Below are 25,178 nucleotides of genomic sequence, written 5' to 3'. Positions count from 1 at the left end.
CGGGTGCGCGGATCGTGCATCCGTTAGGGTCCTCACGGTCTTCCCCGCTACTGTTCCCCCATGAGCCCCGACACCGGCGACGACGAGGCCTCCCGGTCCGTGGTCGACGCCGCGACCCACGGATCGAGCAGGCACCCCGGTTCGTCGCAGCGCGCGCTGTGGCCGCTCGAGCCGCTCGTGCCCACCCCCGGGATCCTGCCCGAGGTTACGGCGGTGGGCGGCGGGGGCTCCGCATCGCGTGGCGGACGCCGCGGCTGAGGTCCTCCCGCGCGTCGGCGCCCGACGCCCCTTCGTTACGATGGGCGACGTGACCCACACCCTCGCCGACGCCGTCCGCGCCATCGAGGACGCCTGGCCGCCTGCGGGCGCGTCGGACTGGGACGCCTCGGGGCTCGTGAGCGGGGACCCCGCCCGCCCCGTGGAGCGGATCCACCTGGCCGTCGACGCCGTGCGCGCCACCGTCGACGAGGCCGTCGCCGCCGACGCCGACCTCCTGCTCACGCATCACCCGCTGCTCCTCCGCGGCGTCACGACCATCGCCGAGACCGGCTACAAGGGCGCCCTGCTCGCCGACCTCGTCCGCGCCGACTGCGCGCTCTACGCCGCGCACACCACGTCCGACGTCGTCGAGGAGGGCACGTCCGGGCGCCTCGCCGCCCTGCTCGGCATCCCGCCGCAGAGCCTGCGGCCCCTCGAGCCGGCCGGGGACGGCGTCCGCGGCATCGGCCGGGTCGGCGACCTGCCCGCCGCGACGACGCTCGGGCGCCTCGCCGCCGAGCTCGCACGGATCCTGCCGCCCACGGCCACCGGCATCCGTGCCGCCGGCCCGTACGACGCCCCCGTGCGACGCGTGGCCCTGTGCGGCGGGGCGGGCGACTCGCTCCTGGGATCGCCTGCCGTGAGGGGAGCCGACGTCTACATCACCTCCGACCTGCGGCACCACCCCGCCAGCGAGGCCCGCGAGTCCGCCGCGCTCGCCGGCGGCACCCCGTACCTCCTCGACACGTCGCACTGGGCGAGCGAGTGGCTGTGGCTCGACGTCGCGGCGGACGCGCTCCGCGCTGCCCTGCCCGGCACCGACGTCACCGTCAGCGACATCCGCACCGACCCCTGGGACTTCGCCGTCACCCAGTGACGCACGCGGCACGGGCCGCACCCCGCACCACCGGCCGGCGCGCACGTCGCACCGCCGCACCACGAGAGGGAGAGCATGAAAGCCGATCCGAGCGTCCAGAAGGAGCTCCTCGACCTGCAGGAGATCGACACCCGGCTGACGCACCTGCGCGGCCGCCTCGCCCAGCTCCCGCAGCTGAAGCAGATCGACGCGCTGCAGCGCGAGATGGACGGCGTCCGACGCCGCCTCAGCGAGCGCACCGGCGTCGTCGAGGACGCGCAGACGGAGCTGGCGCGGATCGAGTCGGACGTGGCCGTCGTGCAGGCGCGCATGGACCGCGACCGCAGCCGCATCGAGGCGGGCGGCAGCTCCAAGGACGTGCAGGCGCTGGAGCGCGAGCTCGAGTCGCTGTTGCGCCGCCGCGACAACCTCGAGGAGGTCGAGCTCGAGGTCATGCAGCGTCTCGAGGAGGCGCAGGCCGCGCAGGCCGAGGTGTCCGTGGAGCGCGATGCCCTCGCCGACCGGATCGCGGCCCTCGAGGCGGAGCGCGACGCCGCCGCCGTGGAGCTGCGCGTCCAAGCCGAGCAAGCGCAGCAGGACCGCGACGCCCGGGCGTCGCGGTTCCCCGAGGACCTCCTCGCCCTCTACGAGAAGCAGCGCGCCCGCTACGGCGTGGGCGCCGCGATGCTCCACCGCGGCATCTCGCTCGGCAGCAACATCGCCCTCCACCAGAGCGACCTCGACGCGCTGCGCAAGCGCGCGCCCGACGACGTCGTCATCGACCCCGAGAGCAACGCGATCCTCGTCCGCACGGACGAGTCCGGCCTCTAGGCCGACCGCCGGCCGAGCCCTGCCCTAGACTCGTCCCCGCGGATGGGTCGGCAAGACGGTCGCGCCGCGGAGGATCCCGAGAGGGGGAGACCGCGTCGAGGAACGTCCGGGCTCCGCAGAGCAGGGCGGTGGGTAACACCCACCCGGGGCGACCCGCGAGACAGTGCAACAGAGAGCAGACCGCCCGTCGCGGAAGCGGCGGGTGAGGGTGAAACGGCGGTGTAAGAGACCACCAGCGGCCCGAGTGATCGGGTCGGCTATGCAAACCTCGCCCGGAGCAAGGTCGAACAGGGGACGCACAGGCTGCTCGTCCAGTCCCCGGGTAGACCGCTGGAGGGCTGCGGTGACGCAGCTCCGAGATAGATGGCCGTCCATGGTGCCTTGTGCACCGGGACAGAACCCGGCGTATCAGCCGGCCCATCCGCACCACGCGCCAGACGCGGAAGCGGCCGGATCCCCTCGGGGGTCCGGCCGCTTCCGTCGTGCGGGGCTGCGGTCCGCGTCAGTCCTCGGGCTTCGTCTTGTCGACGAGCTCGGCGGCGGGGGCGTGCGTGCTCGCGCCGACCGCGTGCGCGGCGAGGGCGGCCGCGCCCATGATCCCGGCGTTGTTGCGCAGCTCCGCCGGCACGATGGGCGTGCGGAGGCGCAGCAGCGGCAGGAAGTGCTTGTGGTTCTTGGAGACGCCGCCGCCGACGATGAACAGCTCGGGCCACATCAGCTTCTCGAGCTGGCCGTAGTAGACCTGCAGGCGCGCGGCCCAGCGCTTCCAGTTGAGGTGCGCGCGCTCCTTGGCGGCGTAGGACGCGCGACGCTCGAAGTCGCGCCGGCCGGCCACGTCCATGTGGCCGAGCTCCGCGTTGGGGATCAGGACGCCGTCGTGGATGAGGGCCGTGCCGATGCCGGTGCCGAGCGTCGTCATGATCACGAGGCCGCGCACGTCCTTGGCCGCGCCGTAGCGAGCCTCGGCGTAGCCGGCCGCATCGGCGTCGTTCACGAAGGTGATCTCGAGGCCCAGGCGCTCCTCGAACAGCTTCTCGGCCTCGAGGCCGATCCAGCTGGGGGAGACGTTGGCGGCCGACATGGTCGTGCCGTGGACGATCGCGGCCGGGAAGCACACGCCGAGCGGCGTGCCCGCGGGCACCTCGCCGAGCGCCTCGATAATCTGCGTGACGGTGGCCACGATGTCCTCGGGCTCGCCGCCCTGCGGCGTCGGGAGCTTCACGCGCTCGCTCTTCAGCTCGCCGGTCGCGACATCCACGATGGCGCCCTTGATCCCCGTGCCGCCGATGTCGATGCCGATTGCGGTCGTCGCGTCCTCGCTCATGCAAGCGACCCTACCGGCTCGTCCGACCGCGTCCCGCCCGCCCGACCGGGCCCGGCGGGCCTAGCATCGGCAGCATGAGCGACAGCGACGAGCAGTACTGGTACGACGACCGCACGGGCGAGGTGGAGAAGGGGATGCTGTCCCCTGGCGTCCACCGCATCGGCCCGTTCGCCACGGCCGAGGAGGCCGCCGCCGCGCCGCAGCGCCTGCGCGAGCGTTCGGAGCAGTGGGCCGCCGAGGAGCGCGACGCCGACTGACGGCCGGCCTCAGTCGGAGTAGCTCTCGGCCTCCGACGGGAAGGCGCCGGCGACGACGTCGTCCCGGTAGCGCGTGGCCGCGTCGAGCAGCACCTGGCGCATGTCCGCGTAGCGGCGCACGAACCGGGGCACGCGACCCGACGTGAGGCCCGCGAAGTCCGTCCAGACGAGGATCTGCCCGTCGGTGCCCGGGCCCGCGCCGATGCCGATCGTGGGGATCCGCAGCTCGGAGGTGACGCGCCGTGCGATCTCCTGCGGGACCATCTCCAGCACCACCGCGAACGCACCCGCGTCCTCGACGGCGCGCGCGTCGGCGAGCAGCGCCTCGGCCGCGTCGCCGCGCCCCTGGATGATGTGCCCGCCGAGGCCGTGCTCGCTCTGCGGCGTGAAGCCCACATGGCCCATCACGGGGATGCCGGAGGAGACGACCCGGCGGATCTGCTCCGCGCTCCGCACGCCGCCCTCGAGCTTCACGGCGTGCGCGCGCGCCTCCTTCATGAAGCGCACCGACGTGGCGAGCGCCTGGTCGGGGCCCGACTCGTAGGAGCCGAAGGGCAGGTCGGCGACGACCAGCGCGCGCTGGGCGGAGGCGGCCACGGCCCGCGCCAGCGGGAGGAGCTCGTCGACCGTGACGGGCACGGTCGTGTCGTAGCCGAGCACCGTGTTGCCCGCCGAGTCGCCCACGAGCAGGAAGTCGATCCCGGCCTCGTCGAAGACGCCGGCCGTGAGCATGTCGTAGCTCGTGAGCCCGGTGATCTTGAGCCCCTGCTCCTTGGCCCGGGCGAAGTGGCGGATCCGCACGCGCTTCGGTGCGGCGGAGGCCTCCGAGGGGAGGCGGGCGGGCTCGGGCGGGGTGACGGCAGCGTCGGGGCTCTGCATGTCCGCGAGTCTACGGGCGGGCCCCGTCGCGCTCCGCGCCGCCCCTGGTCAGCCGGTAGGTTGGACTCCGACGAGAGGGTGGTGGATGGACAAGCAGCGTGACTTCGTCCTGCGGACGATCGAGGAGCGCGGGATCAAGTTCGTGCGCCTGTGGTTCACCGACGTGACCGGCACCCTGAAGTCGGTGGCGATCGCCCCGGCCGAGGTCGAGGGCGCGTTCGCCGAGGGCCTCGGGTTCGACGGCTCCGCCATCGAGGGGCTCACCCGCTCCTACGAGGCCGACATGCTGGCCCACCCGGATCCGACGACGTTCCAGATCCTCCCGTGGCGCGGCGAGATCGACCCCACCGCGCGCATGTTCTGCGACATCTCCACGCCCGACGGTCAGCCCGCCATCGCGGATCCGCGCAACGTCCTGAAGCGCACGCTGGAGAAGGCGGCCGACCGCGGCTTCACCTTCTACACGCACCCCGAGATCGAGTTCTACCTGCTCAAGTCGAGCGAGTTCGGCGTCGACGGCCCGGAGCCGGTGGATGCGGCGGGCTACTTCGACAACGTCCCCGGCGGCACGGCGCACGACTTCCGCCGCCGCTCGGTGCGCATGCTCGAGGACCTCGGCATCTCGGTGGAGTTCAGCCACCACGAGGCGGGGCCGGGCCAGAACGAGATCGACCTCCGCTACGCCGACGCGCTCACCACGGCCGACAACATCATGACCTTCCGCACGGTCATCAAGGAGGTCGCGATCGAGCAGGGCGTGTACGCGACGTTCATGCCGAAGCCCCTCGCGCATCAGCCCGGCAGCGGCATGCACACGCACATGTCCCTGTTCGAGGGCGACGTCAACGCGTTCTACGCGTCCGGCGCCGAGTACCAGCTCTCGACCATCGGCCGCCAGTTCATCGCGGGGCTGCTCAAGCACGCCCCCGAGATCACGGCCGTGACCAACCAGTTCGTGAACTCCTACAAGCGCCTCTGGGGCGGCGGCGAGGCCCCGAGCTTCGTCACGTGGGGGCACAACAACCGCTCCGCGCTCGTCCGCGTGCCGCTGTACAAGCCGAACAAGGGCAACAGCTCGCGCGTCGAGTACCGCGCGATCGACTCCGCCGCGAACCCGTACCTCTCGTTCTCGCTCATGCTGGCCGCGGGCCTCAAGGGCATCGAGGAGGGCTACGAGCTCCCCGCCGAGGCCGAGGACAACGTCTGGAGCCTGAGCGACGCCGAGCGTCGCGCCCTCGGCTACGCGCCGCTGCCGTCGAGCCTCGACCACGCGATCCAGCTCATGGAGCGCTCCGAGCTCGTCGCCGAGACGCTGGGGGAGCAGGTGTTCAACTACGTGCTGCTCAACAAGCGCCAGGAGTGGCGCGACTACCGCGCCCAGGTGACGCCGTACGAGCTCCGCTCGAACCTCGAGATGCTCTGACGCGGATCCCCGCCCGACGCATCCGCACCGACATCCGACGACGAGGCCGGAGCACCCGATGAGACGCGGACAGACCCTGACCGGCGCGCTCGCGCGCGCCGGCTTCGCCCGGCTGAGCGAGGTGGGGGAGACCCTGGCCGAGGCGGCCGACCTCTCCGCGTGGGCCGAGGCCGACCTGGTGGAGGCGCTGACGCCGAGCGCGGATCCCGATGCCGCGCTCGATGCGCTCGTCCGGCTGCTGCGGCTCGACCCGGAGCGGACGCGCGCCGTGCTCGACGACGCCGACGCGCGGCACCGGCTGGCCCGGGTGCTCGGATCCTCCGCCGGACTCGCCGACTTCCTGGCGCGGCATCCGGCCGAACTCGACGCCTTCGCCCTCCCGCTCGCGCACTCGCCCGCGCCGGGCGACGTGCGGGAGGTGCTGCTCGCCTCCGTGGGCGCGGTGGACGGCGTCGCCGCGATCACCGGGGCCGAGGCGCGCGCGGCGCTCCGCATCCGGTACCGCGCCCTCGTGGCCCGCGTGGCCGCGTGGGACCTCGTGCACCCGGACCCGCTCGTGGCCGTCCGACCGGTCACGGCCGCGTTGGCCGACCTCGCGGGCGCCGCGCTCGAGGCCTCGCTCGCGGTCGCCCGCGCCGAGCTGTCGGCGCCCGGCACCTTCGGCCGCGCCCGTCCCGACGAGATCGCGGCGACCCGCCTCGCCGTCATCGGCATGGGCAAGGCGGGGGCCCGTGAGCTGAACTACGTCAGCGACGTCGACGTCATCTTCGTGGCCGAGGCCGCGACGGACGCCGACGGCGAGCCCGCGATCGAGCCCCATCGCGCGGTCGAGCTCGCGACGCGGCTGGCCGTGCTCACCATGCGCGGGATCGACGAGCACGAGGTGGAGCCCGCGCTCTGGGAGGTGGACGCGAACCTCCGGCCCGAGGGCAAGGCCGGCGCCCTCGTCCGCACACTCGACTCGCACCTGGCGTACTACGACCGGTGGGCCAAGGACTGGGAGTTCCAGGCGCTCCTCAAGGCCCGGCCGCTGGCCGGCGACGCCGAGCTGGGGGAGCGGTACGCCGATGCGGTGGCTCCCCTCGTCTGGTCGAGCGCGTCCCGCGAGGGCTTCGTCGGTCAGGTCCAGCGGATGCGCACGCGCGTGACGGACAACATCCCCGCCGAGCAGCTGCACCAGCAGATCAAGCTCGGGCCCGGCGGCATCCGCGACATCGAGTTCACGGTGCAGCTCCTCCAGCTGGTCCACGGCCAGACGGACGAGCAGGTGCGGCAGCGCGGCACGCTGCCCGCGCTCGTCGCCCTCGCCGACGCGGGCTACATCGGGCGCGTGGAGGCCGGCGACTTCGCCCGCGACTACCGCTACCTGCGCCTGCTCGAGCACCGCCTCCAGCTCGAGCGCCTGCACCGCACGCACCTCATGCCCGTCGACGAGGAGCGGTTGCGCGCTCTCGCGCGCAGCACGGGCCTCGACGGGCGAGCAGAGGAGCTCGTCGCGCGGTGGACCGCCACCAAGACCCGGGTCCGCACGCTGCACGAGCGCCTGTTCTACCGCCCGCTGCTCGCCGCCGTCGCCTCCCTCCCCGAGGAGACGCTCGCCCTCACGAGCGACCAGGCCGCGGCGCGCCTCTCGGCCATCGGCTTCGTCGACGCGCGCGGTGCCCTCGCGCACATCCGCGCGCTCTCGCAGGGCGTGTCCCGGAGCTCCGCCATCCAGCGTCACCTGCTGCCCGTGCTCCTGCAGTGGTTCGCGGATGGACCGGATCCCGATCACGGCCTGCTCGCGTTCCGCCGGCTCAGCGAGGCGCTGGGCGAGGCGACGTGGTTCCTGCGGATGCTGCGCGACTCCGCGGGCGCGGCGCAGCGGCTGACGCAGGTGCTGTCCGGATCCCGCTACGTGTCCGAGCTGCTCGACCGCGTTCCCGAGGCGGCCGCGTGGCTCGCCCGCGATGAGGATCTGCGGCCCCGCTCCCGGGCATCGCTCGACGAGGAGGCGGTGGCCACGGTGAACCGCCACCCCACGGCCGACGCGGCGGCCGCGGCGCTCCGGACCCTGCGGCGCCGCGAGGTCCTGCGTCTCGCGATCGGCGCCATCGTCGGCGTCACGCACGTCGAGACCCTCGGGCCGTCGCTCGCGGACATCACCACGGCCACCCTGCGCGGGGTGATGCGCGCCATCCGCCGCGAGGACGGGCCGTGGCCCGAGTACGCCGTGGTCGCCATGGGCCGCTACGGCGGGGCGGAGCTCGGCTTCGGCTCCGACGCCGACGTGATGCACGTGTACCGCCCGATCGCCGGCATGGACCCCGACCTCGCCCAGCGCCGCGCGCAGCTCATCGTGTCCGAGCTGACGCGCCTCACCGAGGACTCGCGCCTGCCGCTCGACCTCGACACGGGCCTCCGACCCGAGGGCCGCAACGGCCCCGTCGTCCGCTCGTTCGCGTCCTACCGGGCCTACTACGAGCGCTGGTCGCTCACGTGGGAGGCGCAGGCGCTCCTGCGCGCACGTGGCGTCGTCGGCGACAGCGGGCTCATCGCGGACTTCACGGAGCTGGCGGACCGGATCCGGTACCCGGCGGCCATCGGCGAGGCCGACGTCCGGGAGATCAAGCGCATCAAGGCGCGCGTGGAGAACGAGCGGCTCCCTCAGGGCGCGGATCCGACGCGGCACCTGAAGCTCGGACGCGGCTCCCTCAGCGACGTCGAGTGGCTCGTGCAGCTCCTGCAGCTGCAGCACGCGCACGCGCACCCGGCGCTGCGCACGCCGACCACGCTCGGCGCCCTCGACGCGGCGGTCGACGCCGGGCTCGTCGCGCCGGATGACGCCGAGCGGCTGCGCGAGGCCTGGCTCCTGGCGTCCCGCGTGCGCTCGGCCATGACCCTCTGGACGAACCGCACGGCCGACGTCCTCCCCGCGGACCGCGCGGCGCTCGACGCCATCGCGCGCCTGCTGGAGTACCCGCCCGGATCCGCGTCGGTCCTGGAGGAGGAGTACCTGGGCGTGACGCGCCGGTCGCGCGCGGTGTTCGAGCGGCTCTTCTACGGGCTCGACGACCGCATGGATCCGCTCGGGGCCTGACCCCGCGTCACCTCACCCATCCGAGAGCCGCCCCATCGGCTTCCCGCGGACACGACGACGGGCCGCCCTCCCGGAGGAGGACGGCCCGTGCGTCAGGCGCCCCGATGCGGGGCGGCGAGGGGATCAGACGCCGTAGTACAGCTCGAACTCGAACGGGTGCGGGCGCTGCGCGAGGGGCTTGATCTCCTTCTCGCGCTTGTACTCGATCCACGTCTCGATGAGGTCGGGCGTGAACACGTTGCCGGCCGTGAGGAAGTCGTGGTCGGCCTCCAGCGCGTCCAGCGCGGCGCCGAGCGACGCCGGCACCTGCGGGATGTTCTTCGCCTCCTCGGGCGGGAGCTCGTAGAGGTCCTTGTCGACGGGCTCGTGCGGCTCGATGCGGTTCTTGATGCCGTCGATGCCGGCCATGAGCTGCGCCGCGAACGCGAGGTAGGGGTTGCTCGACGCGTCGGGCGCGCGGAACTCGATGCGCTTCGCCTTCGGGTTGGTGCCCGTGATCGGGATGCGGATGGACGCCGAGCGGTTGCCCGCCGAGTACACGAGGTTGACGGGCGCCTCGAAGCCGGGCACGAGGCGGTGGTAGGAGTTCACCGTCGGGTTCGTGAACGCGAGGATGGCGGGCGCGTGCTTGAGGATGCCGCCGATGTACCAGCGCGCGACGTCCGACAGGCCGCCGTAGCCGGCCTCGTCGTAGAACAGCGGCTTGCCGTCGTTCCAGAGCGACTGGTGCGTGTGCATGCCCGAGCCGTTGTCGCCGAAGAGCGGCTTCGGCATGAACGTGGCCGTCTTGCCCCACTGCTCGGCCGTGTTCTTGACGATGTACTTGAACTTCAGGATGTCGTCCGCCGCGTGCACCATGGTGTCGAAGCGGTAGTTGATCTCGGCCTGGCCGCCCGTGCCCACCTCGTGGTGCGCGCGCTCGAGGATGAGTCCTGCGTCGATCAGCTTGAGGCTGATGTCGTCGCGGAGGTCGGCCTGCTTGTCGACCGGGCTGACGGGGAAGTAGCCGCCCTTGTACGGCGTCTTGTTGCCGAGGTTGCCGCCCTCCTCCTCGCGTCCCGAGTTCCACGCGCCCTCCTCGGAGTCCACCGAGTAGAAGCTCGTGTGCTGGTTCACCTCGTAGCGGACGTCGTCGAAGATGTAGAACTCGGCCTCGGGGGCGAAGAACGCGGTGTCGGCGATGCCGGACGCGGCGAGGAACTTCTCGGCCTTCTTGGCCACCTGGCGCGGGTCGCGGGCGTAGATCTCGCCGTTGCGGGGGTTGTAGATGTCGAACACCATGATGAGCGTGCGCTCGATGCGGAACGGGTCGACGTAGGCGGTCGTCACGTCGGGGATGAGCTGCATGTCCGACTCGTGGATGCTCGCGAAGCCGCGGATGGACGAGCCGTCGAACAGCTGGCCGACGGAGAAGAACTCCTCGTCGACGGTGGACGCGGGGATGTTGAAGTGCTGCTGCACCCCGGGGAGGTCGGTGAACCGGATATCGAGGAACTTGACGTCGGTGTCCTTGATGAACGCGAGCACCTCGGATGAGTCTCTGAACATGTGGTGTCTCCAAAAGGGGGCCGGAGCGGATGAGACTGACGGTTTCAGCCTCTCCGACCCTAGGGGGAAGGGGTTACCTCGCCATAACCGCCGTGTTTCCGCGATGTTACGCAGGCCGTCCCGGGCGCGTCGCCGACTGTCCGCATGCCCCGGAGATCAGGGGATCCACCGCCCGCGCGCCTAGGATCGATGCGTGCCCGCCACCCCGTACAGCCCCGAACTCGGCGATCCCGGACGGAACAGGTGGCCGGGGGAGCGCCTCGGCCTCCCGGAGCGGGGGCGGGGCTCCGTGGCCCGCGCCGGACGGCGGATCGTCGGCGTGTGCATCGACTGGGCCCTCGCGGTCGTCGTGTCGTGGGCCTTCTTCTCCTACGACGCCACGGCGACGCTCGCGATCTTCGCCGTGATGCAGTACGTCCTCGTCGTCACGCTGGGCGGCAGCGTCGGCCACGTCGTCCTCGGGATGCGCGTGCGGCCGCTCACGGGCGGCTACGTGTCGCTCTGGCGCCCCGCGCTCCGCACCGTCCTCCTGTGCCTGGTGGTGCCGGCGGTGGTCTGGAACGCCGACCAGCGCGGCCTCCACGACGTCTTCTCCGGCACGGTCCTCGTCCGCACGTCGTGACCGCGGCACGCCCCCTCGGGGACGGTGCGGCTCGGCGTCAGCCGGGCTCGCACCCGAGGTAGACGAGCTCCGGGTCGACCCCGCCGAGCACCACGCGGGCGGGCGACCCGGCACGGACGGCGCCCAGCTCGCGGCTCTCGGTCTCGCGGCCGTCGTCCGTGCGCCCCGTGGTCACCTCGAAGCGCGCCAGGGCCGCGCTGCAGTCCTCGGGGGCCGTCATGTCCAGGAGCGTGCACGACGTGGTGTCGACGCACTCGCTCGCGCGGGAGGCAGGATCGAGGACCGGCACGACGACCGCGTCCCGTGTCAGGTCGGCGCCGATCGTCGTGAACTGCGCCCGCGTCGAGTCCTGGAACGTCACCAGGACCACCAGGATGCCCGCGAGCCCGCACACCGCGGCGATCGACGGCCCGAGGCCCCTGCGTGCGAGCTCGCGTCGGGATCGTCCGTAGGGATGGCGGCGCTCGGGTGTCGCGGTCACCGGCGGCGTCGCGTCGCGGGGGGCCGCCGCGGGACCCGGACGGGGAACCGCACCGGGATGCGTCGACCTCGGATCGCGACGCAGCAGCAGCGCATCGCGCGCGAGGGTGAGCTGGACGAAGCGCTCGTGTGCCGTGCGGAGCTGCTGCGGCGTCGCGCCGGGCAGCCGATCCGGATGCGTCTCCCGGGCCCGGCGCGCGTAGGCCCGGCTGATGGTGGGCCGGTCGGCGTCGACGGCGACCCCGAGCAGGGCCGCAGCGGAGACCGGATCCATGGGCTCAGTCTGCGCCGGGGCGCATGCCCGCGCAAACGGGCGACGAGAGGGGGATCAGCGGGCGCGCGACGGGCGCACCTTGAAGGGGTCCACGCCCTTCGGGATCGGCATGCTGTTCTGCCCGAGGGAGGTGAGCCGGTTGTTGACGGCCAGCACCTCCGCCTTCGTGATGGTGCGCGGGAAGCGCTGCAGCCGGCCGGCGAGCTTGTGCAGCTCGACGGAGTCGGCGTCGGGTCCCACGAAGACGAAGTGCACGGGCACGTTGGGGAGGACGCGCGCGATCTTGCGGCGCTCGTCCTCGAGCATGCGCGTCGTGCGGCTCTTGGGACCCTCGCCGATCAGCGCGACCCCGGGACGCCCGACGGCACGGTAGACCGCGTCCTGGGACTTGCCGTTGACGGCGACCGGCATCTCGCTCCCGACCCAGCCGCGCTTGAGCGAGCTGCGGAGCACCACGCCGACGGCGCCGGGCTGGCCCTTGATCTGCAGGTACGCGGCGCGCTCGGCCTTGCGCCCGAGGACGATGAGGAAGGCGAGGATGCCGGCGAAGACGCCGGCGATCACGAAGAGGATCGCGGTGAGCCAGCTGCCGCCCGTCGCGAAGACGGCGAGCAGGATGCCGACGACGACGGGCCCGAGCAGCGCCAGGAGCATCCACCAGACCGAGCTCTTGTCGTACCGCCGGGTCATCTGGAAGACCTGCCACATCTGCTTGATGCGGCCGGGTTCCTTGGGCGCCTTCGGAGAGGCTGTCTTGCGGGCCATGGTGCCCAGGATACCCGGTGCCCGGGCACGTCCCGGCACCGCGCCACGTTGGCTCCCTCCCAGCCTCGCGAAGGCGACGCCATCCCCGACAGCAGCGGCGGAGCCGCCTCGACACGACGCGTCGCGCATGCTCCCCCTCCGAGGGGCCGCCCCTCCTCGACAGGGGAGCGGCAGCCGGGGAGGACGGTGGTCGTGCAGGGAGCACGTGAGGGAAGGCGGGGATCGCGGGAGACGCGCGCGCGGGACGGGGAGCGACGTCCCTCGCCACCGGGGCGGACGCCCGCCGCCGCTCGGCGCCGTGCGGGCACGGGACCCGTCGACGGCGCATCGGACATCGCCGGCTACCGGTTGGTCCGGCTCGTCGGCCGGGGCGAGCGCGCGCAGGTGTTCCTCGGTCGACCCACGGCGCGCCTGGGCGACGGCGAGGACCCCTCGGGCAACGTCGCGGTGAAGATCGTCCCCGCCACGCAGCGGAGTCGTGGCCACACCGAGATACTGGCGCTCCAGGCGGTCGACTCCGAGCACGTCGTGCGCCTGCTCGACGTCGCGTCGCTCGCGGACGGCGGCACGTGCCTCGTCCAGACCCTGTGCGCCCGCGGCACCGCGGCGGCGCTCGTGGGCAGGAGGGGCGGCCTGACGCCCGGGGAGGTGGCGACCCTGCTGGCGTCCGTCCTGCGGGGTCTCGGCGACCTCCACCAGGTCGGCATCGCGCACGGGGCGCTCGACCTGACGCACGTCCTCCTGGACGGGACGGGGCGCCCGGTGCTCGGCGGGCTCGGATCCGCGCACCTGCCGGGCGGATCGGACGAGGAGGGAGCGGCCTCCGGACCCGGCCACGGCACGGACCCGATGGCGGACGACCTGGCCCGGGTGGCGCGCATGGCGGCTGCGCTCCGGATGCCCCATGACGGGGGGCCGCGATCCGCTGACTCCTGCTGGGACGACTGGCTCACCCGGCTCGACGACGCGGTCCACGGCGAATCGGACGCCACCGCGCACGACCTCGCCGATCGGCTGCTGGAGACCGTGGATGCGGCACCTCTGGCGGACATCGCGCTCCACCCGGCGGACGACGACCGGTGGCCCGTCGGCGGCGTACCCGGCGCCGCGGCGATCGGGCCGCTCCCCGACGGGCCGCGTGTCCCCCGGCGGCGCGAGAGGCGGGTCGAGGCGTCGAGGGGAGTCCTCCCGCGCGTCGCGCCTCGCCGCCATCGGGCGCCCCGGGAGACGCTCGGGCGCCGGTGCGCCGCCCGCCTGCGCATCGCCGGCGCCGCCGTCCTACGGGAGACGGCCGCGGTGCGTCCGCGTGCGTGGGTGGGCGGCGCCGTGGCGCTCCTCGTCGCGGCATCCGGCGCTGTCGTCGTGCCGATGCTGGGCGCCGCGGCGCACGACGCCCCGCAGACGGCCGTCGGGCGCCCGACGCCCTCGACGGGACCGGGGACCGCCGACGGGATGCCGGAGCAGGTACCGACGGACGTGGTGCCGGATCATCCCGACGCGGATGCGGCGGCCTCCCCGGATCCCGACGTCGCCGCGCCGGCGCTGCTCCGGCTTCGCGCGGCGTGCCTGCGCGCCGCCTCGGACGGATGCCTCCACGAGGTGGATCAGCCGGACTCCGCGATCGAGGACGCCGACCGTTCCCGGGCACGGTCGGGAGGGCCGGAGGGCTCCGAGCTGCACGCGTCCGACCGGTTGGACACGGCCCAGCGCCTCGGCGACACGGCGCTCATCACGATGCACGGGGACGCGGATGCCCCGGAACGCCGACCGGCCTCCCTCCTGATGGTCAGGGGGGAGGCCGGATGGCGGATCCGCGACCTGATGGACGACCGGTGAGGCCGACCGTCAGGTGCGTGCGCTAGATGCCGAGGTCGGCGTCGAAGGCGCCCGCCTCGAGGCGGTTCTTCACCGCGACGAGGAAGCGGGAGGCGTCCGCGCCGTCGACGATGCGGTGGTCGTACGAGAGCGCCAGGTACACCGTGGAGCGGATGGCGATCGTGTCCTGTCCGTCGGCCGTGATGACGACGGGGCGCTTGGTGACGATGCCGGTGCCGAGGATTGCGGACTGCGGCAGGAAGACCACCGGGGTGTCGAACAGCGCGCCACGCGAACCCGTGTTGGTGAGCGTGAACGTGCCGCCTGCCAGCTCGTCCGGCGACAGCTTGTTGTCGCGGGTGCGGGCAGCGAGGTCGGCGATCTCCGACGCGAACTGGGCGAGGTTCTTGCCCTCGGCGTCCTTGACCACGGGGGTCAGCAGGCCGCGCTCGGTGTCGACCGCGATGCTGATGTTCTCGTGATCCGGGTAGACGATGCTGTCGCCGTCGACGGTCGCGTTGACGACCGGGTAGGCGCGCAGTGCCTCCGCTGCGGCCAGTGCGAAGAACGGCAGGAAGGAGAGCTTGACGCCGGTCTTCTCGAGGAACTCGCCCTTCACACGGTCGCGGAAGCGGGCCACCTTCGTGACGTCCACCTCGACCACGGAGGTGAGCTGCGCCGTCGACTGCATGGAGACCACCGCGCGGTCGGCGATGAGCTTGCGCATGCGCGACATCTTGGCCGTCGTGCCGCGCAGCGGCGACGTCTCGAGGGGAGCCGCGGCCGGGGCGGCGGGCGCCGACGGAGCCGTGGAGCGGACGGCGGAGGCGGCGGCCTCCGCCGCGGCGAGGACGTCCTCCTTGCGGATGCGGCCACCGACCCCGGTACCCGTGACCGACGCGATGTCGACGCCGCGCTCGTTGGCGAGCTTGCGCACCAGCGGGGTGACGTAGCCCGCGTTGCCGGACGCGGCGGGGGCCGGAGCCGGAGCCGCGGCGGGCGCGGGAGCCACGGCCGGCGCGGGAGCGGCAGCGACGGGAGCCGCCGGCGCGGGGGCCGGGGTCTCCTCGGCCGCGGCCGGCTGCGGGGCCGCAGGGGCGGGCTCGGGCTCGACGGGCGCGGGCGCCTCGGAGTCGTCATCCGCCTCGGTGGACGGGGTCACCTGGTCGTCGACGGCCTCCTCGGCCGGCTCGTCCTGCTGCTCGGGCTCGGCCGCGGCCGCGGGCTCCTCGGCGGGGGCGTCGCCGCCACCCGAGCCGTCGCCGATGCGCACGAGGACGGCACCGACCTCGACGGTCTCGTCCTCCTGGACGAGGATCTCCTCGATCACGCCCGCGACGGGGGAGGGGATCTCCGTGTCGACCTTGTCGGTCGAGACCTCGAGGAGGGGCTCGTCCACCTCGACGTGGTCGCCGACGTTCTTGAGCCAGCGGGTCACCGTGCCCTCGGTGACGCTCTCGCCGAGTGCGGGGAGGTTGACGGATTCGCTCATGGGTTGTCTCCTTCAGGCCCGACTCCGGACCCGGCTTGTGTGTCGGTGATGGCGGGTGCTAGAGGGCGTGCAGCGGGGTGCCGGCGAGGGCCAGATGGGCCTCTCCGAGCGCCTCGTTCTGAGTGGGGTGGGCGTGCACCAGGTTGGCGACGTCCTCGGGGTAGGCCTCCCAGTTCACGATGAGCTGGCCCTCGCCGATGAGCTCGCCGACGCGCGCGCCGATCATGTGGATGCCGACGACCGGGCCGTCCTGCACCCGCACGACCTTCACGGAGCCGGCCGTGCCGATGATCGAGCTCTTGCCGTTGCCGCCGAGGTTGTACTCGTAGCTGGAGACCTTGTCGGCGCCGAACTTCTCGACGGCCTTCGCCTCGCTGTAGCCGACGCTCGCGACCTCGGGGTCGGAGTAGGTGACCTTGGGGATGTTGATGTCGTCGACGACGACGGGCTTGTTGCCCGCGATCTCCTCCGCGACGAAGATGCCCTGCTGGAAGCCGCGGTGCGCGAGCTGGAGGCCGGGGACGATGTCGCCGACGGCGTAGACGCCGGGGACGCTGGTCTGCAGGCGCTCGTCCGTCAGGACGAACCCGCGGTCGGTCTTCACGCCCGCGTCCTCGAAGCCGAGGCCCTGGGTGGCGGGTCCCCGGCCGACCGCGACGAGCAGGATGTCGGCGTCGAACGCGGTGCCGTCCTCAAGCGTGACCTGCACGCCCTGGTCGTCCTGCGTGACCGACTTGAACCGCACGCCGAGCGAGAACGCGATGCCGCGCTTGCGGAAGGCGCGCTCGAACTGCTTGCTGATCGACTCCTCCTCGTTCGGGACGAGGTGGGGGAGGGCCTCGATGATCTGCACGTCGACGCCGAAGGAGCGCCAGACCGACGCGAACTCCACGCCGATGACACCGCCGCCGAGGATGGCGACCTTCTTCGGGATGTAGTCGAGCTCGAGGGCCTGCTCGCTCGTGATGACGCGGCCGCCGATCTCGAGGCCGGGGAGCGTGCGCGAGTACGAGCCCGTCGCGAGGACGATGCTCTTCCCGGTGATGGTCTGGTCGCCGACCTGCACGGTCGTGCCGGACGTGAGGCGGCCCTCGCCCTCGATGACGGTGATGCCGCGGGCCTTGATGAGGCCCTGGAGGCCCTTGTACTTGCTGGCGACGATGGCCTCGCGGTACGCCGTGACGCGCGCGATGTCGACCCCGTCGAACGTGACGTTGACGCCGTACTTCTCCGACTCCCGCGACACGTCGGCCACCTCGGCCGAGTGCAGGAGGGCCTTCGTGGGGATGCAGCCGCGGTGGAGGCAGGTGCCGCCCAGCTTGCCCTTCTCCACGAGGCCCACGGTCTTGCCCAGCTGAACCGCGCGGAGGGCGGCTGCGTAGCCACCGCTCCCGCCGCCGAGCACCACCACGTCAAAGTTCTGTTCCGACACCCAGGATCTCCCTCGTATGCATCAAGGTCGTCTCATGCGACCGCCCGACCGGGCAGGCGCGGGACCCCCTCAGGAGGCCTCTCCGAGCCTACTACGCGCGGGTAAAACCGGCGGCCAGAGCGAGGAGCGTGCGGACCCCGACGCCCGTCGGGCCCTTGCCCGTGAAGCCGTGGCCGCCGCCCTTGTTGTGCGACGGACCGGCGATGTCGATGTGCGCCCACGGGATGCGGGGTGCGTCCTCGGCGTCGCTGGTGCGTCCGACGAACTCCTGCAGGAAGACCCCGGCGACGAGCATGCCGCCCGCGGGGTTCCCCGGCTTGACGTTCGCGATGTCCGCCACGTCCGAGTTGAGCAGCGCGCGCATCTCCTCCGGCAGCGGCATCCCCCACATGGGCTCGCCCTGCTCCCGGGCGACGCCGAGGAGACGGGCGACCAGATCGTCGTCGCCCATCACCGCCGAGTAGCGCTCGCCGAGCGCGACGACCTGGGCTCCGGTGAGGGTCGCGATGTCGATGACCGCGTCGGGATGCTCCTCGCTCGCCGCGACGAGCCCGTCCGCCATGACGAGGCGGCCCTCGGCGTCCGTGTTGAGCACCTCGACGGTCGTGCCGCCGCGCATGCGCAGGACGTCGTCGGGACGGATGGCGGATCCCGAGGGCATGTTCTCCGCGATGCAGAGCCATGCCGTGAGCCGCACGGGCAGCTCCAGGCGGGCCGCCGCGACCACGACCTCGAGGATCGTGGCCGCTCCGGTCATGTCGTACTTCATGCCGATCATGGGGACGGCGGGCTTCAGCGAGATGCCGCCGGTGTCGTAGGTGATGCCCTTGCCCACGAGCGCCAGGTGGCGGGTGGCGCCGGCGGGGGAGTAGGCGACCTTGACGAGGCGCGGTGGCCGGGTGGAGCCCTGGCCGACCCCGAGGATGCCGCCGAAGCCGTCCGACGCGAGGGCCTCCTCGTCCCAGACGCGGACCTCGACGGGCAGGTCCGCCGTGCGCGCGTGCACGGCGTCGACGAAGGTGGCGGGGTAGAGGTCGAGCGGCGGGGTGTTGACCAGGTCCTTCGTGCCGGCGACCGCGCTAGCGACCGCGACCGCCCGGGCGACGGCCTCGTCCGCGTCGTCCGCGGTCCAGGAGTCGCCCGAGGCGGCGACCGTGATGACGGAGGCGCGCGCCTTCTGGCCCGCGAGGGAGTCGTGGCGGTAGGAGTCGAAGGAGTAGACGCCGAGCGCGGCGCCCTCCAGGACGGCGGTGAGCTCCCCGCGGGAGGACACCGGCAGCGCCAGGACGACGCTCTCGATCCCGCGCAGCTGACGCGTGGCGGTCCCGGCGGCGTACCGCAGGGCCACCGCGTCGAGCGGCGCCGAGCCGACCCCGACGAGCGCGACGGCACGGGCGGCCGTGCCGGTGCCGGCGATGCGCGTGACCTCGTCCCGACCGCCGGTGACGCCGACCGCGACGAGCCCGGCGACGTCGAGCTCGAGGCCCTCCGGGGCATGCACGCGGACGCCCTCCCTCTCGGAGGAGACGGCGACGACGAGGACGTCGGCCGTGGTCGCGACGGCGCGGTCGGAGGACACGGAGAGCAGGGGAGTGGTCATGGGCCACGAGCCTATCGACGGAGGCCTGCGCGCCGTCCGCGGCCACCCGCTCGGGCACTGCGCGTGTTCGCTGTGGGCGCCACCGCGGCATGCCGTGACCGCGGGAGGCCGTCTGGAGCGCGGCCTAGAGTTGACGCATGGCTGACGCGGACGGACTGTACGAGATCGACACCGACATCGGCGAGGTCCCGACCGGCCTGCCCCTGGTCGCCGGCCTCACGGGGTTCTCCGACGCCGGGTCCGGCGTCTCCCAGGTCAGCGCCTACCTCCTCGACACGCTCAGCCACCGCGACGTCCTCCGCTTCGACACCGACACGCTGCTCGACTACCGCGCCCGCCGCCCCACCATCTACTTCGACCAGGACCACCTCGCCGACTACCGTCCGGCCCGGCTCGCCCTCTACCTCGCCCACGACGAGATCGGCCAGCCCTTCCTCCTGCTGACGGGCTTCGAGCCCGACTTCCGCTGGGAGGCGTTCACGGCCGCCGTCCTGGGGATCGTCGACCGCTACCGCGTCTCCACCACGACGTGGGTGCACAGCATCCCCATGCCCGTGCCGCACACGCGCGACATCAACGTCACCGTGAGCGGGAACCGCACGGAGCTCATCGACGCGCTCTCCGTCTGGAAGCCGCACACGCAGGTGCCGGCGAACGCCCTCCACCTCGTGGAGCACCGGCTGCACGACGCGGGGCACCCCGTCGCCGGGTTCGTGCTGCTCGTGCCGCACTACCTCGCCGACACCGAGTTCCCGCTCGCCGCGGTCGCCGCTCTCGAGAGCATCAGCGCCGCCACGGGGCTCATCTTCCCGACGGACCGCCTGCGCGAGGAGGGCCGGGACTTCGTCGGCCGCATCGACGAGCAGGTCGCCGGCAACCAGGAGCTGGCGCGGCTCGTGACGACGCTGGAGGAGCGGTACGACAGCTACATGGAGGACACGCCGCTCAAGTCCCCGCTGACGGACGAGGACGGCGCGCTGCCCTCCGCGGACGAGATCGCCGCGGAGCTCGAGAAGTTCCTCGCCCGCCGTCGTCCGGGGGACGGCGAAGCGGTCTGATCCGCGTCCCCAGGGCACCGGGGACGCGGGTCGCGCGCCGATAGTCTCGGGGCGATGAGCACACGCCGCGCCCGGATCGTCTTCGGCGTCGCCACCGCCGCGTACCTCTCCTCCGTCCTGCAGCGGGGGTCGCTCGGCGTCGCGGCCGTCGAGGCCGGCGACCGGTTCCACGTCTCCGCGGCGCTGCTGTCCACGCTCGCCGTCACGCAGCTCGTCGTGTACGCGGCGCTGCAGATCCCCGTCGGCGTGCTCATCGACCGCGTCGGCCCGCGCGCGCTGCTGGCGAGCGGCGCGCTCCTCATGGTCGCGGGCCAGCTGACGCTCGCGTTCTCCACCACCCTCGAGGTGGCCGTCGCGGGACGCGTGCTCGTGGGCGCCGGGGACGCCATGACCTTCGTGTCGGGGCTCCGTCTCATCAACGCCTGGCACTCCGGCCCGCGCGTCCCCGTGCTCTCGCAGTGGTTCGCGAACGTGGGGCAGCTGGGGCAGGTGCTCTCGGCCGTCCCCCTCTCGCTGGTGCTGCACACCGCCGGCTGGACCCCGGCGTTCGTCGGGTCCGCGTCCGTCGCGGTCGTGGCGCTGGTCGCCGTCGCGGTCGCCGTGCGGGACCGCCCGGCCGGGGATCCGCCGCCGCCCCGGGTGTCGTGGGGCGACTCGATGCGCGAGCTGGGGCGGAGCCTGCGGCGGCCCGGGACGCGCCTCGGCTTCTGGTCGCACTTCGTGACGCAGTCCCCGGGCGGCGTGTTCAGCCTTCTCTGGGGCTTCCCGTTCCTCGTCGGGGGACTCGGGTACAGCCCGGCGCTCGCGTCCGGCATCCTCATCGTGATCGTGGCCTCGGGCATGGTGGTCGGGCCGTCCATCGGCATCCTCACCGGCCGGTTCCCGTTCCGCCGCTCGAACCTCGTCCTCGGCATCGTCGCCATGATGGGGGCTGCCTGGGCGGTCGTGCTCCTCTGGCCCGGCGTCCCGCCGCTGTGGGCGGTGCTCGTGATGGTCGTCGTGATCGGCGTCGGGGGGACGGGATCGCAGGTCGGCCTCGACTTCGCGCGCACCTTCAACCCGCCGCGGAGCCTCGGGGCGGCCTCGGGCGTGGTCAACGTGGGCGGCTTCACCGCGAGCTTCACGACGATGCTGCTCATCGGCATCGCCCTCGACGTGCAGGACGGCATCCGCGTCGCCGGCGGCGCGCCGAGCGACCTCTACTCCTTCGACTCGTTCCGGGTCGCGTTCGCGGTCCAGTACCTGGTGGTGGGGTTCGGGGTCGTCATGCTCGTCCGCACCCGGAGGCGGACGCGTCGCGCCATGGCCGACGAGGGAATGCGGGTGGGGCCGCTCTGGGTTGCCTACCTCGACAGGCGTCGTCGGCGCCGCGCGTGACGGTGGCTCGTCCTCGCCGGCATCCGTGCAATAATCAGGTACGGACCCGTTCATGTCCCGCATCTCGCGCCGCCCCGGTGGTGCACGAGCAGCGGACTTGACATGGGTCCTAGCAATGTCCGAAAACAACCCCGACCCACCTCCGGCAGGTCACCCCGCAGAGCCACCGCGGAGCGCGCGACCGGTCGCCCGTGGGGACGAAAGGTGTTCGCATGGCCACCCCCTCCACCCCGTCCGCCACGCTGGACGCGGCGACCGCGACCAGCCCGGCAGACGACGCCGCGACGGGCGAGGCGACGGCACCCGCCAAGCGCGCCCCCGCCCGCAAGGCCCCTGCCGCGAAGAGCCCGGCGGCGAAGGCCACCGCCAAGGCCCCCGCGGCCAAGGCCCCGAGCAAGGCCGCCGCGGCGAAGGCCGCCGCCGCCGCTGACGAGCCCGCCGCGGAGACGACGCCGGCCGCGCCCGCCAAGGCGCCCACGGCTCGCGCCAAGGCCGCTGCCGCGAAGAAGGCCGCTGCCGGCGGCGACGATGCCGCCGCTCCGGCGAAGGCGCCTCGCAAGACCGCCGCGAAGAAGGCCGCGCCCGCGACGGACGGCCCGGGCGACGCATCCGACGAGGACGCCGAGGAGGTCGTGGTCCCGGCCGTCGAGGACGATTCGGAGGACGAGGCCGTCGAGGACGGCGCTCCGAAGCCGCCCGTGGCGCTCGAACCGCTGCCGACCGGCGCCATGGTCCTGTCGAACAAGGAGGAGGACGAGGACGTCCCCGTCTACTCGACGACCATCACGGGCGCCACCGCCGACCCCGTCAAGGACTACCTCAAGCAGATCGGCAAGGTCGCGCTGCTCAACGCCGCGGAGGAGGTGGAGCTCGCCATGCGCATCGAAGCGGGCCTCTTCGCCGAGGACAAGCTGGCGAACACCCCCGGCATCTCGCGGGAGCTCGAGCGCGAGCTGCGCTGGGTGGCGCGCGACGGCCAGCGGGCGAAGAGCCACCTGCTGGGCGCCAACCTCCGCCTCGTCGTCAGCCTCGCGAAGCGCTACACGGGTCGCGGGATGCAGTTCCTCGACCTCATCCAGGAGGGGAACCTGGGCCTCATCCGCGCGGTCGAGAAGTTCGACTACACCAAGGGCTTCAAGTTCTCCACCTACGCCACGTGGTGGATCCGCCAGGCGATCACGCGCGCCATGGCCGACCAGGCCCGCACGATCCGCATCCCGGTGCACATGGTCGAGGTCATCAACAAGCTCGCCCGCGTGCAGCGCCAGATGCTCCAGGACCTGGGCCGCGAGCCCACGCCCGAGGAGCTGTCGCGCGAGCTCGACATGACGCCCGAGAAGGTCATCGAGGTCCAGAAGTACGGACGCGAGCCCATCTCCCTCCACACGCCCCTCGGCGAGGACGGCGACAGCGAGTTCGGCGACCTCATCGAGGACACCGAGGCGGTCGTCCCGGCCGACGCGGTGGGCTTCACCATGCTGCAGAAGCAGCTCGAGTCGCTCCTCGACTCCCTCTCCGAGCGCGAGGCGGGCGTCATCCGCATGCGCTTCGGCCTGGGCGACGGCATGCCGAAGACGCTCGACCAGATCGGCGACACGTTCGGCGTCACGCGCGAGCGGATCCGCCAGATCGAGTCCAAGACCATGGCCAAGCTCCGCCACCCGTCGCGCTCGCAGTCGCTGCGCGACTACCTCGAGTAGGCCGTGCCGCTGCGCCTCGCCGTCGCCGCGGGACGGGCCGCCCGCTGGGCCGCCCGTCTCCGCGGCGGCGGTTCCGCCGTGCCCGGCGTCGTCGCCCTCCGCCTCGAGCCTCGCTTCCTCGAGCGCACCATCGCCGACCTCCCGCACGGCGTGGTCGCCGTCACGGGATCGAACGGCAAGTCGACCACCACCCACATGCTCACCGCGGTCCTCCGGGCCCACGGCCTCCGGGTCTTCACGAACCCCTCCGGCGGCAACCTGCCCCAGGGGATCGCCTCGGCGGTGCTGGCGGACGCCGACCCCTCGGGACGCCTGGACGCCGACGTCGCGGTGCTCGAGATCGACGAGGCCTACGGGGTGGCGCTCTCGGCCCTGCTGACCCCGCGCACGGTGCTGCTCCTCAACATCCAGATCGACCAGCTCAACCGCTTCCACGAGCCGGACCGGGTCGTCGGCATGCTCGAGCGCATCGCCGCGACCGCGACCGAGGCCGTGGTCGCGAACCGCGACGACGCCAACGTCAACGCCATCGCCGCGGACGCGACGTCGTCCGGCCGCGTCGCCGTGGACTGGTTCGGCGTCTCCCCGGGCCTGCTCGGCGACAGCAAGCACGGGCTCGCATCCGCACCGCGCTTCGGATCCGAGGATCCGGCACCCGTCGAGGCGCCGGCCGCGGTCGAGGCCGTGGCGCTCGAGGGTCGCGACGCCGTCTTCCGCCTCGCCTCGGGGGATCTGACCGCCCGCCTCCCCTCCCGCGGACTGCACTACGCCGTCGACGCCGCCGGTGCGCTGGCCACGGCCCGCCGGGTGCTCGGCGACCGGTTCGACCCGGCCCTCGCCGCCGAGGGCCTCGGCTCGGTCGCCGCCGTCTACGGACGTGGGGAGGTGCTGCGCGCCGGGGACGAGGACATCGAGATCATCATGATGAAGAACCCGGCGAGCCTGCAGATGAACCTCGACGCTCTGGGCGACCCGCCCGAGCAGGTGCTGCTCGCGGTCGACGACGGCACGCCGGACCCGTCGTGGATCTACGACACCGACCTCTCGGCGCTCACGCACGCCGACGTCGTCTCGGGCACGAAGGGCTACCAGCTGGCGGTGCGCTTCGGCTACGAGGGACTGGAGGTCGGCCGCGTCGAGCCCGACCTCCGCCGTGCCGTGCAGGCGTTCCTCGCGCTGGAGAAGCCGTCCCGCGGGGTCAAGACCATGATCGTCAACTACGAGCAGATGATGGCGATCCGCCGCATCCTCGGGCGGACGGATCTCGAAGGGGGACCGGCGTGAGCGACGTCCTGCGCATCCTGCACCTCTACCCGGAGGAGCTCGGCATCAACGGGGACCGCGGGAACGTGACGGTGCTCGTCGAGCGCGCGCGCATCCGCGGCATACGCACGGAGGTCGTCCGGCACGCACCGGGCGGCGGGCACCCGGGCGACGCCGACATCGTCTTCGCGGGATCCGGGCCGCTGTCCGCGCAGCGCACGGTGCTGCCGGACCTCGTGTCCCACGCGGCCCACCTCGTCGCCCTCCAGGCGTCCGGAGTGCCGCTCCTGGCCGTGGGCGGCGGCCTCCAGCTGCTGGGCGAGACCGTCCGTCTCGTCGACGGGGGAGAGCTCGTGGGCGCGGGCGTGCTGCCCATCCGCACGCAGCTCACCGCCGCCCGGCAGGTGGGCGACCTCGTCGTCGACACGGCCGACGGCGAGCTCGTCGGCTACGAGAACCACGGGTCGACGCTCGACATCCGCACCCACGCGCCCCTCGGGGCCGTGCGGGCGGGATCCGGGAACGGCGGCGGCCAGGAGGGCGTGCGCATCGGATCGTCGATCGGCACGCACCTCGGCGGACCGGTGCTCGCGCTCAACCCGCGGCTCGCCGACGAGCTGCTCGCCGCCGCCCTCGCGCGTCACGGCCGGGAGCTCCCCGCGGACATCTCGGGCACGCTCGACCGGCTCGACGGCTGGGCGCGCGAGGCGCGCGCCACCGTCATGGCGCGGCCCGCCCACTACTGACGACGGGCTCCGGGCCGACCGGCCCGGTGCCCCCGCATGACGAAGGGCGCATCCTCCGAGGAGGATGCGCCCTTCGAGCGTCGGCCGGAGCCGACGCGG

Annotated in this window: 21 protein-coding genes and 1 other RNA gene; 14 read left to right on the top strand and 8 right to left on the bottom strand. The window is 73.1% G+C overall.

The window, feature by feature from the left end; genetic code table 11:
* The first annotated feature begins 60 nt into the window (after positions 1-60).
* The 4 genes from AWH51_RS09855 (at position 61) to rnpB (ending at position 2,369) form a co-directional block, all read left to right on the top strand.
* Positions 61-258, top strand: coding sequence for a hypothetical protein (locus AWH51_RS09855; protein WP_063071887.1), 198 nt, complete (start codon positions 61-63; stop codon positions 256-258).
* A 49-nt stretch (positions 259-307) separates the two neighbouring features.
* Positions 308-1,135, top strand: coding sequence for a Nif3-like dinuclear metal center hexameric protein (locus tag AWH51_RS09850; protein WP_063071953.1), 828 nt, complete (start codon positions 308-310; stop codon positions 1,133-1,135).
* A 75-nt stretch (positions 1,136-1,210) separates the two neighbouring features.
* On the top strand, positions 1,211-1,945 hold the full coding sequence (locus tag AWH51_RS09845; RefSeq protein ID WP_063071886.1) for a zinc ribbon domain-containing protein: 735 nt from the start codon (positions 1,211-1,213) through the stop codon (positions 1,943-1,945).
* 43 nt (positions 1,946-1,988) lie between these two features.
* An RNA gene (gene rnpB, locus AWH51_RS09840) (RNase P RNA component class A) lies at positions 1,989-2,369 on the top strand.
* Positions 2,370-2,447: 78 nt separating this feature from the next.
* On the opposite strand, the gene ppgK is transcribed toward rnpB, so the two are convergent.
* Positions 2,448-3,269: a polyphosphate--glucose phosphotransferase gene (gene ppgK / locus AWH51_RS09835; protein WP_063071885.1), complete on the bottom strand. Its 822-nt coding sequence runs from the start codon at positions 3,267-3,269 to the stop codon at positions 2,448-2,450.
* Positions 3,270-3,343: 74 nt separating this feature from the next.
* On the opposite strand from ppgK, the gene AWH51_RS09830 reads away from it, so the two are divergent.
* A complete protein-coding gene (locus AWH51_RS09830; protein ID WP_063071884.1) occupies positions 3,344-3,526 on the top strand; it encodes a hypothetical protein in 183 nt (60 codons plus the stop codon).
* Positions 3,527-3,535: 9 nt separating this feature from the next.
* Here the strand turns inward: AWH51_RS09830 and panB are convergent, their stop codons facing one another.
* On the bottom strand, positions 3,536-4,405 hold the full coding sequence (panB, locus tag AWH51_RS09825; protein WP_063071883.1) for a 3-methyl-2-oxobutanoate hydroxymethyltransferase: 870 nt from the start codon (positions 4,403-4,405) through the stop codon (positions 3,536-3,538).
* An 85-nt stretch (positions 4,406-4,490) separates the two neighbouring features.
* Between panB and glnA (AWH51_RS09820) the strand changes: the two genes are divergently transcribed.
* Positions 4,491-5,828, top strand: a complete 1,338-nt coding sequence (gene glnA / locus AWH51_RS09820; protein WP_063071882.1) for a type I glutamate--ammonia ligase — start codon at positions 4,491-4,493, stop codon at positions 5,826-5,828.
* Positions 5,829-5,886: 58 nt separating this feature from the next.
* The gene (locus AWH51_RS09815) at positions 5,887-8,907 is read left to right on the top strand and encodes a bifunctional [glutamine synthetase] adenylyltransferase/[glutamine synthetase]-adenylyl-L-tyrosine phosphorylase (protein ID WP_063071881.1); all 3,021 of its coding nucleotides are present in this window, start codon (positions 5,887-5,889) and stop codon (positions 8,905-8,907) included.
* Positions 8,908-9,030: 123 nt separating this feature from the next.
* Here the strand turns inward: AWH51_RS09815 and glnA (AWH51_RS09810) are convergent, their stop codons facing one another.
* Positions 9,031-10,455, bottom strand: a complete 1,425-nt coding sequence (gene glnA / locus AWH51_RS09810) for a type I glutamate--ammonia ligase (protein WP_063071880.1) — start codon at positions 10,453-10,455, stop codon at positions 9,031-9,033.
* Between the two features lie 193 nt (positions 10,456-10,648).
* Between glnA (AWH51_RS09810) and AWH51_RS09805 the strand changes: the two genes are divergently transcribed.
* Positions 10,649-11,077: an RDD family protein gene (locus AWH51_RS09805; RefSeq protein ID WP_063071879.1), complete on the top strand. Its 429-nt coding sequence runs from the start codon at positions 10,649-10,651 to the stop codon at positions 11,075-11,077.
* A gap of 37 nt (positions 11,078-11,114) precedes the next feature.
* Here AWH51_RS09805 and AWH51_RS09800 read toward each other — a convergent pair whose 3' ends face one another.
* A complete protein-coding gene (locus AWH51_RS09800; RefSeq protein WP_063071878.1) occupies positions 11,115-11,831 on the bottom strand; it encodes a J domain-containing protein in 717 nt (238 codons plus the stop codon).
* A 54-nt stretch (positions 11,832-11,885) separates the two neighbouring features.
* Positions 11,886-12,596: a DUF4191 domain-containing protein gene (locus AWH51_RS09795; RefSeq protein ID WP_063071877.1), complete on the bottom strand. Its 711-nt coding sequence runs from the start codon at positions 12,594-12,596 to the stop codon at positions 11,886-11,888.
* 348 nt (positions 12,597-12,944) lie between these two features.
* On the opposite strand from AWH51_RS09795, the gene AWH51_RS09790 reads away from it, so the two are divergent.
* Positions 12,945-14,432 carry a protein kinase domain-containing protein gene (locus AWH51_RS09790; protein WP_254654532.1) on the top strand — a complete coding sequence of 496 codons (1,488 nt, stop codon included), beginning with the start codon at positions 12,945-12,947 and terminating at the stop codon, positions 14,430-14,432.
* Between the two features lie 22 nt (positions 14,433-14,454).
* Here the strand turns inward: AWH51_RS09790 and sucB are convergent, their stop codons facing one another.
* The 3 genes from sucB to AWH51_RS09775 form a co-directional block, all read right to left on the bottom strand.
* Positions 14,455-15,903 (bottom strand): 2-oxoglutarate dehydrogenase, E2 component, dihydrolipoamide succinyltransferase, encoded by a 1,449-nt coding sequence (gene sucB / locus AWH51_RS09785; RefSeq protein ID WP_063071876.1) that lies wholly within the window; start codon positions 15,901-15,903, stop codon positions 14,455-14,457.
* A gap of 58 nt (positions 15,904-15,961) precedes the next feature.
* On the bottom strand, positions 15,962-17,335 hold the full coding sequence (gene lpdA / locus AWH51_RS09780) for a dihydrolipoyl dehydrogenase (RefSeq protein ID WP_063071875.1): 1,374 nt from the start codon (positions 17,333-17,335) through the stop codon (positions 15,962-15,964).
* A 91-nt stretch (positions 17,336-17,426) separates the two neighbouring features.
* The gene (locus tag AWH51_RS09775) at positions 17,427-18,935 is read right to left on the bottom strand and encodes a leucyl aminopeptidase (protein WP_063071874.1); all 1,509 of its coding nucleotides are present in this window, start codon (positions 18,933-18,935) and stop codon (positions 17,427-17,429) included.
* 137 nt (positions 18,936-19,072) lie between these two features.
* On the opposite strand from AWH51_RS09775, the gene AWH51_RS09770 reads away from it, so the two are divergent.
* The 5 genes from AWH51_RS09770 (at position 19,073) to AWH51_RS09750 (ending at position 25,079) form a co-directional block, all read left to right on the top strand.
* Entirely contained in the window at positions 19,073-19,993 is a 921-nt protein-coding gene (locus AWH51_RS09770; protein WP_063071873.1) for a proteasome assembly chaperone family protein, read from the top strand.
* A 54-nt stretch (positions 19,994-20,047) separates the two neighbouring features.
* Positions 20,048-21,370 (top strand): MFS transporter, encoded by a 1,323-nt coding sequence (locus AWH51_RS09765; RefSeq protein ID WP_063071872.1) that lies wholly within the window; start codon positions 20,048-20,050, stop codon positions 21,368-21,370.
* Positions 21,371-21,582: 212 nt separating this feature from the next.
* On the top strand, positions 21,583-23,070 hold the full coding sequence (locus AWH51_RS09760; protein ID WP_081235024.1) for an RNA polymerase sigma factor: 1,488 nt from the start codon (positions 21,583-21,585) through the stop codon (positions 23,068-23,070).
* Positions 23,071-23,073: 3 nt separating this feature from the next.
* Positions 23,074-24,354, top strand: a complete 1,281-nt coding sequence (locus AWH51_RS09755) for a Mur ligase family protein (protein ID WP_063071871.1) — start codon at positions 23,074-23,076, stop codon at positions 24,352-24,354.
* Entirely contained in the window at positions 24,351-25,079 is a 729-nt protein-coding gene (locus AWH51_RS09750) for a type 1 glutamine amidotransferase (protein ID WP_063071870.1), read from the top strand. The genes AWH51_RS09755 and AWH51_RS09750 overlap by 4 nt, the downstream gene beginning before the upstream one ends.
* Positions 25,080-25,178: the final 99 nt, after the last annotated feature.

It is taken from the genome of Clavibacter tessellarius (genome assembly GCF_001618005.1).
Lineage (GTDB): Bacteria > Actinomycetota > Actinomycetes > Actinomycetales > Microbacteriaceae > Clavibacter > Clavibacter tessellarius_A.
This window is presented reverse-complemented; position numbering and strand designations above follow the sequence as displayed.